A 12,479-nucleotide genomic window follows, 5' to 3' on the forward strand; every position below is an offset into this window, starting at 1 on the left:
AGAACAGGTAGGTAATATTCAATACAAAACTGCCATTTGAGTATTAACAAAAAACTATGGCTGGTTATAGATAATTTCTATAACCAGCCATAGTTTTTTATTTCTTATTCAATTGTTTTCCTAGAAAATCCTTTAATTCTTTGAAATACTATTGTTTATAGCATTAATAGTCTTTTCCAAATCCTCCGCAGTATGAGCATCTGAAATAAACATCGCTTCGAATTGGCTTGGTGCTACATATATTCCATTTGATAGCATGTTTCTAAAATACTTTGCGAATTCATCTGTATCACATTTCAAAACGTCGTCATAGCTGTTTACCTCTCCAGTGGTGAAAAATGGAGAAAGTAAAGAACCTACTCTGTTTACCGGAACACCATTGTTTTTATAGGCTTCCTCAAGCTTCTTTGCATAATCGTCTATACGTTTATAAATGTCCTTGTCTGCCTTTAATGCCTTGAGCTGCTCAATGCCTGCTGTAACAGCAATAGGATTGCCAGATAAAGTTCCAGCCTGATATACACTTCCAACTGGAGCAACCACATCCATTATTTCCTTTGTACCTACATAGGCAGCCAGTGGCATTCCACCACCTACAATTTTACCAAAGGTAATCATATCCGGCTCAATACCGAAGTACTCTGAGGCTCCTCCATATGAAAGCCTAAATCCAGTGATAACTTCATCAAATATAAGCAAAGCATCATTGACTTTTGTAATATCACGTAAAAACTCGAGAAATCCTTCCTTTGGAGGTACAACACCCATATTGGCACTAACAGGCTCCACTATGACTGCTGCAATCTCCCCTTTATTGGCATTGAATAAGGCTTCCACTGAATCCTTGTCATTGTAATCAGCCAAAAGAGTTGTTGCTGTGTAGCCCTTCGGAACACCTGCTGAATCAGGATTTGATTCTGTAAGAAGACCAGAACCTGCCGTTACTAAAAGGCCATCGCTATGACCATGATAATTACCTCTAAATTTGATTATTTTATCTTTACCTGTGTAGCCTCTTGCCACTCTAATGGCACTCATTACTGCTTCAGTACCGGAATTTACAAGACGAACCTTGTCCATAAATGGAACAGCTTCAAGAATAAGCTTTGCTAATACTGTTTCATTTTCAGTTGGTGCTCCATAAGAAAGACCATTGTCGCAAGCCTTCTTCACTGCCGCAATGACCGGTGCATATGCATGACCTAAAATCATTGGTCCCCAAGAGCATACATAATCTACGTATTCATTTCCATCTACATCAAATATATGGCTTCCCTTTGCATTTCGAATGAAAAGAGGATCTCTGTTTACTGCCCTGAAAGCTCTTACTGGTGAATTGACTCCGCCAGGTATGACAGTTCTTGCATCGTTAAATAAACCTTCTGATTTTGTACCCATGATTATGCTTCCTCTTCTTCCAAAAACTTAGCAACGTCCAGTGCGTGATATGTGATAATTCTATCTGCTCCTGCTCTTTTCATGGCAATCATGTTTTCAAGAACGATTCTCTTTTCATCAATCCAGCCATTTGCTGCAGCTGCTTTTACCATAGAATATTCACCGCTGACGTTGTAGGTGATAAATGGAACATCAAAGCATTCTCTTGCTTCTTTCATAATATCCAGATAAGCCAAGGCTGGCTTTACGATAATCATATCTGCCCCTTCTTCTAAATCATCCTCTATTTCACGCATTGCTTCCCTGCCATTGGCTGGGTCCATCTGATATGATTTTCTATCTCCAAAATGTGGTGCTGATCCTGCTGCATCTCTAAATGGTCCATAGTATCCTGAGGCAAACTTTGCACTGTAGCTAAGAATTGGTGTGTCGATAAAGCCTTCTTCATCAAGGGCCTTTCTAATAGCAGCGACCCTGCCATCCATCATGTCTGATGGGGCCACAATATCTGCTCCTGCTTTTGCCATAGAAACAGCCATTTTCGAAAGTAAAGGTAATGTCTCGTCATTTAAAATATGACCGTCACATACTAATCCGCAGTGACCATGGGAAGTGTACTCGCAAAGGCACACATCCGCAATTACGATAATTGAAGGATACTTATCTTTGATATGTCTAATGCATCTTTGAGTGATGCCATTATCATCATATGCGCCTGAGCCCTTTTCATCCTTGTGCGCTGGAATTCCGAACAATAAAACTGCCGGTATTTTTGCAGCCATTACTCTGTCCAATTCCTCATCAATCCTATCCAATGAATACTGATAAATGCCTGGCATTGAAGGAACTTCGTTTTTTATATTATCTCCTTCTATTACAAACATTGGATATATTAAATCCTTCACACTTACTTCGTGCTCTCTAACGAAGCTTCTCATTTCTTTTGTCTGTCTTAATCTTCTAAATCGTCTCATTTTCCACTTCCTGCATCTTATTTAAAACATTTATAAAACTCTCAAATTCCTCTGATGTAGCCAAGTCCTTAAACTTGTATACAAAGTGCTCAAAGTCTTCTTTGCGAGATTTTTTCATATCTTCAAAGACTTCTCTATTATCATGGAATGTAAGCTCCTTTATTAAGGAATCCATTTCATCCTCGATAATAGATTCTCCACTTTCCTTTTCCTTGGATTTGAGTTTATTATTTTCTTTTGCAATAGCTGTAAAATCATCTATGGTAATAAGCTTACTACCTTTGATATTTACAATATCTTCATCCATATCCCTAGGAACTGCTAAATCCACAAACAAGCGCTCCTTATCATCAAGCTGAATGTTCTTTAGCTGACCATAGGTAACTGTGTAATGTGGGCCTCTTGTTGCAGAAACAATTACGTCCATATCCTTGATGTAATCATATCTTTCACTATAAGGAATGGACCTTGCATTAGGATTGCTAATATGATGAATATGTTTTGTAGCATAAATCTGGCAATCGCCGTAGGATAAAAGATTAAGCATTACTTTATTACCAGTATCACCTGTTGCCCCCATAATCATTACTTTTTTCATACCTGGCTTGTAATGATGAATCTTGGTAGCTGCCAGAGATGCTATAGATACTGATGTCTTAGATAATCTAGTTCTTGTCTTTATCTTTTTGGCACATTTAATAGCTGCTTGAAAAATGGTGTTTAATTGATAATCCGTATATCCGTTATCCTTAGAATATTTATAAGCAGTTTTTATTTGACGCAAGATTTCATCTTCTCCAAGAACCATAGAATCGAATCCTGCAGCTACATGAAACAAATGTGATACAGCGCCATTTCCATCAAAAAATAACAGTTGTTCTTTCAGTTCATCAATATCTACGCCAGCCATTTCTGCCAGGACCGCTATAACCTTCGATGCTTTTCCCACACCATATACTTCGCAGCGATTACAGGTGCTTAAGTAGATGCACTCCTCAAATCCTATCTCTTTTAATTTTTTTAAAAAGACTAGCTTTTTTTCCTCATCAAAGGAAAGCTTTTCGCGAAACTGAGCATTAGCTTTCTTATGATTTAGTGAAACTACAAACATAACATTACCCTCATACAAAAAAGCAAACTCTACCCTAGGATAAAGTTTGCTTTTACTATAATTATAATTACCTATCAGGTCAATAGGACTTTGCTTATAATAGATTTTTTATATCGCATTTTAATACCTTCGCAAGTGAAGCAATGGTGGAGACTGAAGCTTTGTGTATATCTTTTGCTCCAATTTCGTATTGTTGCAATGTTCTTAGATTAACATCTGCTTCAGTAGCTAGTTCACTTTGAGATAAGCCTAACTTCTTTCGATACATCTGAAGACGATTAACAGCATTAGTTTTATCTGCCTTTGATTGAATATAATCTACTATCTGCATCTCATCCATTTCATGATAAGGGTTATATTTATTTTTTAATTCAGACATACTAATTATTTGCTGAATCTCTTTAAAGGTCTTACCTGAAATCCACTGATAATAAGCAGTCACCCAACCAGTCCAATATTCCTCAGATATATTTATAAAAGATGTTTCTGGCAATTTAACCTCGGAAGCATTTGTAAGTATTACAGCATCTGCCACTAATTCTGCTCCAGATTTACCTGCTATATATTTAGGATTTCCTTTTTCAAACTGGGATGCAATACCAGAAATTATAAAAATCTGTAAAAAATAATCGAGATTGAATTTATAAATATGAGCTGCTATTTCAAATGCTTCGGCCATATTATTCATAGCATCATTCAAATATACCTGATTATACGAATATGTCATAACCTTACCCCTTTCGCATAAGATCTAATAAGAATGTTCCATTTTTATCAACAGATTCTGTAATTCTCTTATAGTTTTTTCGTGCATTGGAATCTCTTAAAACTTTATTTGAATAATGCTCCGCTGAATCAACTGGAATGGCTTCAATAAATTTGAGCTTTGAAAATGCTTTTTCACTTTTAACAAAATATTGTATTCCTAATTCGCCTAAATACATTGCCTTCTGAAGCTGAGATACACTAATAGAATTTGATATAAAAGCCCTTGCAAAAGAGAAATATGAATCATCAGCTCGATAGCCTATTATTACATCATAATCATCTAAGGCTACATGATAATGCTCTTTCAAATACTCCAAGCCATCTATCGCAACTGGAGTATTAACACTAATATTTCTATGCTCAAGTAAAACTGTCAGCCAATGTAAAATGCTGTAACTATCGCTATTTAAATCAAGTATTTTCAATCCTGCTAAATTTATTTCATAGATGTTAACAAAGCCATCTCTGCCTTCATCCACAGCCCACTCTTTTGCAAGCTCTATATGTTTTGTACAATATAATCCCTGGCCGTAGTCATTATATTTTTTTCCTAAATTGCATTTAGGCTCAGATATAATTTTATCTGAGCCATGATATAAAGTGATTTTATTCATTTTCTCTCCTATACTTCTGTGGAAGTACTTTTATTATAACTCCTTAGAAGTATAGAATCAAGCGCTTATAAGAAAGAGAATTTTAATTAAATAATCTATGTTGCTTAGCTTATATTTCAATTTGTAATTAACACTAAATCACATATTCAATTTCATAATCTACATCTGAGTCTTCAAAGAAATAGGCATATATCTTTTTCTTGTACTCTGCAAATTTAACACTACCACGTTTTTTTGATTCCACCGGATCTGTCTCTATTATTTCTTTTATTTCTCCCGGACGCGCAGACATTACCACGATTCTATCTCCTAGATAAATCGCCTCATCAATATCGTGTGTAACCATTACCATAGTAGTCTTTTCTTTTTTTTGAATTTCTAAAATCTCCTTTTGCATCTGAATCCTTGTAAGTGCATCTAATGCACCAAAAGGTTCATCCAACAGAAGGATAGTTGGATTATTTGCAAGACCTCTTGCTATAGCTGCCCTTTGACTCATTCCTCCTGAAAGCTGAGCAGGATAACTATTTTCAAATCCCTCTAGCCCAACCATTTTAAGATGACTTAGTACTGTTTTTTCTTTCTCTTCCTTAGAAATATTCTTTAATCCAAATCCTACATTATCTTTGATTTTTAGCCATGGAAGTAATCTATGATCCTGAAATACCATGCCGCAATTTGGACCTGGCCCTTCTACAGGATGACCGTTTCTTTCAACAGTTCCATCCTCGTAATCTACTAATCCGCACATAATTTTAAGCAAAGTGCTTTTCCCACAGCCCGAATGTCCCACAATAGTGACAAATTCACCTTCTTTAATTTCAAGATTAATGTCACTCAATACTCTTAGAGGATTTTTATTTACAACGAATTCCTTGTTTAGATTATGAATTTTTATAATGTTTTTATCCTTATTGCTCATGGCTGTTCTCCTTTTTTAGTAGATTCCTAATTATCTATCAGCCAATTCCCTCTAAAAACGGAACCAGAAGTTCTGTAGGTCTGATTTTTAATTTCTTGTCTATTTCTTTTTGATTACTATTATTTGCCTTCTTATTTTCGATAATCGAAATAGACTCGTTATTGGCCAAATCCGAAAAAATACGAAGTGCTGCAAACTCAACTTTTTTTGCAGTAGCCACTTGAGCTATGGCTGCTGTTTCCATATCAAAAGATACTGGATTATAAGTATCGATAATGTTTTGTCGTTCTTTTTCATCACTTAAGAAGAAATCTCCTGTAGCAAGCTTTCCTGTAATATAATCGAAATTCTTATCTTTTGCAGATTTTTCAAGTCCATCTATAATCCAATCCTCGGTATCTTTGATTATTGGATAATTATCCTCAATATATGGATGAAAATCAGTCTGCACATAACTCTTTCCAATGGCAACTGTGCCTCTCTTTGCATTTGGAGCAAGTCCACCTGAAACACCAATATTTACGATAAAGTCAGGATTAAACTCACTAATAACATCTGCTGTATTATATGCTGCATTTACTTTTCCCACGCCCAGAACCTTTATATAAATATCTATATCCTTCTTTTCATTCCTATATAGATTTTCCTTTGTTTTTGACCACCCTTCTCTATTACTTAGATACTCATGAATGTACTCAGTTTCCTCATCCATTGCGCTTACTATTGCTACTCTTTTCATTTATTACTCTCCCATGGTGTAATCTTCTTAAAAAACTTAGATAAAAGCCAATCAGTTCCTATACCGATGAAACCAATTAAAAAAATGCAAAGGATTACCTGATCTGACTTAAGCATACTTCTAGCATCATTTAATCGATATCCAATTCCTGATGAAGCACCAAGCATCTCCGCGGCCACCACAGCCATCCATGAGGCTCCCATACCTAGCTTTAATCCTACTAAAATCGATGGAAGAGCATTGGGTAAATACACCTTTACGAAAGTTTCCCATTTCCCTAATTTATATAGACTGGCAACCTCTAATAACAAATCTGATGTAGATGAAACACCACTCATGGTATTAATCATAACAGGGAATGTAGCTGCGATAACTATAACAACAACCTTTGATAATTCGCCAATCCCGCACCATAGAATAATAAGTGGAATCCAAGCAATGATTGGTACCTGTCGAATTGCTGTTGCTACTGGTAATATAAGCTTTCTAACAAAAGGAATCATTCCTGCCAATGCGCCAAATGAAATTCCAAGCAATGATGCAATTACATATCCTTGAATTACTCTTAGTAAACTTGCAATAATATCTTGCTGTAGCTGCCCCTTTTGAGTAAGATTACTAAACGCAGTAAAAACATCACTAATCTTTGGCAAAATAGCTCCTGACATATTATTGATTGTAGTGGCATAAAACCAAGCCAGAACAATCAAAAGCGGGATTATAAAACTAACATTAGCATCTTTAAGCTTGTTACTCATACATGTCCTCCTATACAGCTACGGCAGTCTCATTCTCCTTCTTTCTTTCAATCCTTTCCTCGTTGAAAATAGGTAGTCTTTCCTCTTCAATTCTATAGAAATCAAGTACTAAGAAATCTGGAGATGGCGAAACATCCAAATACTGCTCATAAGTAATTCCTGCATGTTTATGTAGCAGATATGTCTTCTGCGCTAAATCATAGTGCCACTCGTGTGTAGGTGTTCTGTGTCCCTCAAGCTTTGAACCTGGATTCGGGCACCATGCATTTGTCAAGCAAATAATACCTTTCTTAGTAAGAATTTCGACACCCTCAAGAGTTCTTTCCTTGGGCTCAATTCCAGCAACAAATCCTGTTCTCACTTTGCCTCGTCCAAATACAGATACCGCCTTATCAAGCGCAGCTATCCAGTTTTCTCTTCCGCCACACTCTTTTTCTTTTCCTGGGCAAATAACTTTGAAATAGTTTTCATCCCATACTTCAAGCTGAATAGCAAGTGTTCTAAATCCAGCCTCTTTATATTTTTCGATTACAGATAAATCAGCAGGAGCCCCAATAACAGCTGTTCCGTTAAAGTCTTCAAGACCAGTCTCATCCTGAATGGCCTCAGCTACATCAATGTAGTAATCTACCTCTCGACGTTCTGGTACAAAGCCACCTGTAAGATTCACGTGTCTTCCTTCACCGAGTCTAAATGCCTCTGCAACTGTCTCACCAATCTGTCTTGGATTCTTCCACTGAATGTTCTCCTTTTCAGCGTATGTATCTTTTGTAGCATTGGCATTGCAGAACAAGCAGTCCAAACCTTTTTCCTTAAGTGAACACTCATTACTATATGCAATACTTACAACACCATTTGAATATGTAGCTACGTGAGACATTTCTGTTCCATCAGATGTTTTCTTACTATAGTATTGTGGTCTGTGATCAAACTCGATTGGGAATTTCTCCACCCCATTGTCGAACAATACAAACTGATCATTAATATATTTAATCTCAACGCTAGATCTAGGATCCCATGAAAATGAATAGCGAAGTCCACTTGGTGATGTAAAATTGCAAGGGAACAGAACCTCTGGATGAGCCACATGGTCCATTTCAAATAATGCATGAATCTGCTCCTGATATTTACCACCTAAATCTAGATTCTTAAAAATCTTTGGATCAACCTTTATTCCATCTACATTTACTTTAGCTTTAAACTTTAGCTCGTTATATAATCTGTCTTTTATAGTGCTCATTTTTTCTCCTATTTTGCTTTATTACTTACTACCTTCAAACTCTGCCTTAGCTTTTTCATAATATGAAAGGTCATACCAGGCATCTACATCAAAATCCCCATCAGATAAATCATTTTCTTGAAGGAATGCCAGTGTCTTTTTAGCATTTTCAATAACATCATCTGTTGCTTCAATACTTGAATAATTGTCATGGTTTGGATAAGCATAATCATAGCTGTCTGCTGCATAACCTGCTGCAATCCACTGGTCCTTTAAAGCATTTTCATTAGCTTCGATGTACTCATTAGCTCTGAGAAGTGCCTTGAGAAATGCTACAGCAACATCTGGATTAGAATTTAAATACTCAGTTCTAATTTCAGTAATAGAACCTGCTGCCCAGCCTTCGTGGTTATTGCTAAATAAGATTTCTTTAAATCCATTCTCCCTAGAAAGTCTGTATGTCACATCGTTAGGCTGGACAACAGCTGCATCTATACTCTTTGTCTCAAGAGCTGCCAAAGCATCCTGACTCGTCATTGGAACAAATTCGATATCATCAATAGTGAGTCCTTGCTCTTCAAGGGCGTATAAAAGCAATCTGTGCATAAATGCACCCTTTTGAGTTGCTACCTTTTTGCCCTTCAAATCCTTTACTGAATCGATTCCTGAATCAGGATTTGCAGAGATAACTATAAAATTATTCAAACCATTAAAAGCAATTACTGTTGTATCAATTCCGTTTGACTTTCCATTTACAGCTGGAACATCTCCAAGGATTCCAATATCAAGGCTACCAGAAGCCAATGCCTCGTTTATAGCAGGACCTGCTCCCGACATAGGGACAAGATTTACCTTTACCCCAATCTTTTCAAATTCTTCCTCAAAATATCCATTGTCTCTGGCAATTCCTTCGCTGCCTAGTAAGATATTTGCACCAGAAGTATCAACAAATCCGATATTTACTTCTCGCGCTCCGTCACTGGAAGCTGTGATTTCTTTCTCTTTATTGTCCACTACATTGTCTGCTGAACTTCCACAAGCTGTTACAGCTGATAAAACAAAAGTACCAACTATAGCCGCAAACAATATATTTTTCAATTTCTTCATTAGTCTACCTCCTGTATGCCTATATAGATTCTCTCGATACCAATTCAGAAACAAGATTTATCTGTTTCACCTGCCCCTTTTTAGAAGAGTGTCCCTGCCAGATATTCTGATTCTTCAGCTGCTTTAAGTATTCGTGAAGCACCTCAGATTTTTCCTTTTCAGCCTGCTTTACTGTTGTAATATAATCACTTACAAATTCTACTGCGCCTCTCACACCTACTGTAGTCTGATTGAGAATTGCTCTGTGATAAATTGGATAGCTAAACTCAAGCAGTGAAACATTATTTGATTCTGTAATCTTTTTCTCGAGCGAGCTTCCAATTACAACCTCTGCACCGCTTCTCTTTATAATATCCTCAATGTCCTTCTCATCTGATGTGATATAAATTTTTTCTGCTATGGCTTCAAGAATCTCAGAATTATCTGTCTTATGCTCCTCATCCTTCTTTAACGCATCTGTAAGAACTGCTCCCACAATTCTTGCACCAAACACCTGCCTGAAAAACTTTCCGTATCGAATCACCTGCTCCTCATCTCCTACAATGAGTGTTCTCTTTCCAAGGTCATATTCGATAATGTCATCTCTGATTCTTGAAAGATAATTCTTCTCGTATCTCTCCTCCCTCTCTAGAAAATTTTCCTTAGCATCTGAATCTATTTTGGTATATTCAGAAACCTTCTCAATAAGTTCTCTTTCATCACTAACAAAGCTAGGTAATGAACTAAAACTAATGTATGGTACGTCAAATCTTTCCTTTAAAAGTTTTGCTGGAAGCTCTCCCCATCTGCTAAAGACAACTGAAGCCACAGCATTTTTAGCATTTACCAAATCTTCTACTCCTCCATATACTCCAAAGATAAGATTTGCCTTTAAACCAACCCCTTCGAAAATTCTTCTGATTTCCTCTAGATTTCCCTGCCAATATGGATCCTTATCAGGAACTATCCCAAAGATATTAATAAGCTTTTCATCAGTGTTTTGCTCATTTTTCTTCACTCCGTCAATGGACTTTAATATATCGTAAATAACATGCTCGTATCCAAAGTGACTACCGCCATTAAAACCTGCTATTAGAGTATCAACTACTGGCGCCCCTTGCTCTACAATTTCTCTGGTCATGGCATCCACGTCATCACCTACCATCGCAGACTCGCAGCTGTTTAAAATGACATATAAATCTCCATTCACAACCTTAATTGTATTTTTGATTTGTTCACGAAGTCTTGAAGCTCCACCAAAAATAACATGTCTTTCCTGTACGGCAGTACCTGGAGTAGCAAATCCGCTGTATCTACTGACTCCATTTCCCACTGTTTTATTGGCAAGATAGTTTATTACTCCGCAGCCTGCATTTGCATGAACAACAGGAACTGCTCCGTCAATTTCCTGTACTGTCTGCAAAGCACCATGTAGTGCACATCCATTTCTTGGATTCTTAATAACATTTGACATTAGCTTACCTCCTGCTTTACATACCAGTTACCACTGCGTCGCTTAAAACTTTCTTTGTAGCTGCTCTTATTGCCATTTTTTCCTTGAAGCCTAAGTGCTCTTCTTACAGAAGCAATAATAACGTCCACACCTTCAAAGCCATATGTAACTCTATTTCTAGTAGATACAACTATAGCACCTTCATCGGTGACAAATGAGTTACCTACGTTCTCGCTGAAGTAAATATCAATATTGTTCTTTTCTAGCTCATTAGCTTTCTCAAACTGCTGACCATTTCCAATAATTGCTATTGCATTCTTATTTAGAAAATCAAATCTCTTTAACTGCTTTCTATTTTCCAAATCAACATATGGAGAAGAAAAACCTACTACTTGTCCACCCAGATTTGTAAGCAATCTACCATAGCCATACACTTTGCTTAGTGAAGCATCCACAAAAACTCTTTTATTCTCTAGAATATTGCTAACAAATTGCTCTGATATTTTTTCTTCCGCCACATCAATGTACGCAACAACCTGCTCATCGATATTTAAGAAGCTTCCTAGTTTTTGTAAAAAGTTTTTTGTTCCTCTAAAACCTATAGGTGCATCACTTTCTATGTAAGGCACCCCATATACCTCCTCCAGCTCTCTTGCCAGATAGTGTCCCTCATCAGGATTAAGTACAATAGTTGCCCTGGCCTTCGATGCTTTTCTAATTTCATCTACACTTGAAAATCTCGGAAGCACTTGAAACTTTATATTCAGATCATTGAATATGACTGCGATGGAAGCCACGTCCTCAATGTTTTCTGAAAAGGAAATGATGTTTATAAAATCTTCCTTTAGGTCTACATTCTTATCCACCAGATACTTCAACAAACTATGTGTCACAATGTCGTATCCTGTTACTGGTGTTTTGGATTTAAAACCATCTGTGTATATGCTGATGATTGGAATACCTATTTCATCTTCAAGCTCCAGAATTACCGAATTAATGTCATCATTATTTATAGCAACAACTGGAGTACCTATTATGAAAATAGCCTTTGGATGCTTTTCTTCATTAGCCCTAAGAATTGCTTCACGAAGCTTATCATCACCACCAAGAATTGTGTCTCTTTCCACAAGATTTGTAGAAAACCATGAGAAGTCCCGCTCCTGGTCCTGTCCTATTCCAAGGGCTGCGCAGCCAATTGCACCATTCACAATTATTGCAGCATCCTCAATCTTAGATAACACATCAAATGCATATATAGTTTCATCCACATGGATTTGAGAATAAGTCCTTACTCGTTGTTTGATTTCCGTACCTGAGGTTTCATCAATAAGACCTTCAAGTGTTCCGTGAAAATGACTTAATGCACTTAATCTTTTTTCTCTGGTAAGGGCTTTTCTATCTTCCAAAAAACTCATAAAATCTCCTCCTTACCTAAAT

The 12,479-nt window shown here is 36.7% G+C and carries 12 protein-coding genes; all 12 read right to left on the reverse strand.

Annotated elements, in window-relative coordinates; genetic code table 11:
- Positions 1–132: 132 nt before the first annotated feature.
- Positions 133–1,398, reverse strand: a complete 1,266-nt coding sequence (hemL, locus tag E7274_RS03820) for a glutamate-1-semialdehyde 2,1-aminomutase (protein ID WP_304173893.1) — start codon at positions 1,396–1,398, stop codon at positions 133–135.
- A 2-nt stretch (positions 1,399–1,400) separates the two neighbouring features.
- A complete protein-coding gene (gene hemB, locus E7274_RS03825) occupies positions 1,401–2,372 on the reverse strand; it encodes a porphobilinogen synthase (protein WP_304173895.1) in 972 nt (323 codons plus the stop codon).
- Complete coding sequence (gene hemA / locus E7274_RS03830; RefSeq protein ID WP_304173897.1) at positions 2,359–3,483, reverse strand: glutamyl-tRNA reductase; 1,125 nt, start codon at positions 3,481–3,483, stop codon at positions 2,359–2,361. The genes hemB and hemA overlap by 14 nt, the downstream gene beginning before the upstream one ends.
- Before the next feature lie 94 nt (positions 3,484–3,577).
- Positions 3,578–4,210 (reverse strand): helix-turn-helix domain-containing protein, encoded by a 633-nt coding sequence (locus E7274_RS03835; RefSeq protein ID WP_304173899.1) that lies wholly within the window; start codon positions 4,208–4,210, stop codon positions 3,578–3,580.
- Positions 4,211–4,214: 4 nt separating this feature from the next.
- Complete coding sequence (locus E7274_RS03840) at positions 4,215–4,865, reverse strand: DUF3990 domain-containing protein (RefSeq protein WP_304173901.1); 651 nt, start codon at positions 4,863–4,865, stop codon at positions 4,215–4,217.
- 133 nt (positions 4,866–4,998) lie between these two features.
- Positions 4,999–5,787 carry an ABC transporter ATP-binding protein gene (locus tag E7274_RS03845; RefSeq protein ID WP_304173903.1) on the reverse strand — a complete coding sequence of 263 codons (789 nt, stop codon included), beginning with the start codon at positions 5,785–5,787 and terminating at the stop codon, positions 4,999–5,001.
- A 37-nt stretch (positions 5,788–5,824) separates the two neighbouring features.
- Positions 5,825–6,526: a 5'-methylthioadenosine/S-adenosylhomocysteine nucleosidase gene (gene mtnN, locus E7274_RS03850; protein ID WP_304173905.1), complete on the reverse strand. Its 702-nt coding sequence runs from the start codon at positions 6,524–6,526 to the stop codon at positions 5,825–5,827.
- On the reverse strand, positions 6,523–7,284 hold the full coding sequence (locus tag E7274_RS03855; protein ID WP_304173907.1) for an ABC transporter permease: 762 nt from the start codon (positions 7,282–7,284) through the stop codon (positions 6,523–6,525). Before E7274_RS03855 ends, mtnN begins: the two co-directional genes overlap by 4 nt.
- Positions 7,285–7,294: 10 nt before the next feature.
- Positions 7,295–8,524: a radical SAM protein gene (locus E7274_RS03860; RefSeq protein ID WP_304173909.1), complete on the reverse strand. Its 1,230-nt coding sequence runs from the start codon at positions 8,522–8,524 to the stop codon at positions 7,295–7,297.
- A gap of 21 nt (positions 8,525–8,545) precedes the next feature.
- Positions 8,546–9,610, reverse strand: coding sequence for an ABC transporter substrate-binding protein (locus E7274_RS03865; RefSeq protein WP_304173910.1), 1,065 nt, complete (start codon positions 9,608–9,610; stop codon positions 8,546–8,548).
- Positions 9,611–9,629: 19 nt separating this feature from the next.
- Positions 9,630–11,063 carry a nitrogenase component 1 gene (locus tag E7274_RS03870; RefSeq protein WP_304173912.1) on the reverse strand — a complete coding sequence of 478 codons (1,434 nt, stop codon included), beginning with the start codon at positions 11,061–11,063 and terminating at the stop codon, positions 9,630–9,632.
- A complete protein-coding gene (locus E7274_RS03875) occupies positions 11,063–12,457 on the reverse strand; it encodes a nitrogenase component 1 (RefSeq protein ID WP_304173914.1) in 1,395 nt (464 codons plus the stop codon). Before E7274_RS03875 ends, E7274_RS03870 begins: the two co-directional genes overlap by 1 nt.
- Positions 12,458–12,479: the final 22 nt, after the last annotated feature.

Origin of the sequence: Pseudobutyrivibrio ruminis (assembly GCF_015057245.1) — a bacterium.
Taxonomy (GTDB): Bacteria; Bacillota; Clostridia; order Lachnospirales; family Lachnospiraceae; genus Pseudobutyrivibrio; species Pseudobutyrivibrio ruminis_E.

Excerpts from the sequence above, each read along its gene's own strand:
- hemL (WP_304173893.1), bottom strand. The coding sequence starts at position 1,398 with ATGGGTACAAAATCAGAAGGTTTATTTAACGATGCAAGAACTGTCATA.
- hemB (WP_304173895.1), bottom strand. The coding sequence starts at position 2,372 with ATGAGACGATTTAGAAGATTAAGACAGACAAAAGAAATGAGAAGCTTC.
- hemA (WP_304173897.1), bottom strand. The coding sequence starts at position 3,483 with ATGTTTGTAGTTTCACTAAATCATAAGAAAGCTAATGCTCAGTTTCGC.
- E7274_RS03835 (WP_304173899.1), bottom strand. The coding sequence starts at position 4,210 with ATGACATATTCGTATAATCAGGTATATTTGAATGATGCTATGAATAAT.
- E7274_RS03840 (WP_304173901.1), bottom strand. The coding sequence starts at position 4,865 with ATGAATAAAATCACTTTATATCATGGCTCAGATAAAATTATATCTGAG.
- E7274_RS03845 (WP_304173903.1), bottom strand. The coding sequence starts at position 5,787 with ATGAGCAATAAGGATAAAAACATTATAAAAATTCATAATCTAAACAAG.
- mtnN (WP_304173905.1), bottom strand. The coding sequence starts at position 6,526 with ATGAAAAGAGTAGCAATAGTAAGCGCAATGGATGAGGAAACTGAGTAC.
- E7274_RS03855 (WP_304173907.1), bottom strand. The coding sequence starts at position 7,284 with ATGAGTAACAAGCTTAAAGATGCTAATGTTAGTTTTATAATCCCGCTT.
- E7274_RS03860 (WP_304173909.1), bottom strand. The coding sequence starts at position 8,524 with ATGAGCACTATAAAAGACAGATTATATAACGAGCTAAAGTTTAAAGCT.
- E7274_RS03865 (WP_304173910.1), bottom strand. The coding sequence starts at position 9,610 with ATGAAGAAATTGAAAAATATATTGTTTGCGGCTATAGTTGGTACTTTT.
- E7274_RS03870 (WP_304173912.1), bottom strand. The coding sequence starts at position 11,063 with ATGTCAAATGTTATTAAGAATCCAAGAAATGGATGTGCACTACATGGT.
- E7274_RS03875 (WP_304173914.1), bottom strand. The coding sequence starts at position 12,457 with ATGAGTTTTTTGGAAGATAGAAAAGCCCTTACCAGAGAAAAAAGATTA.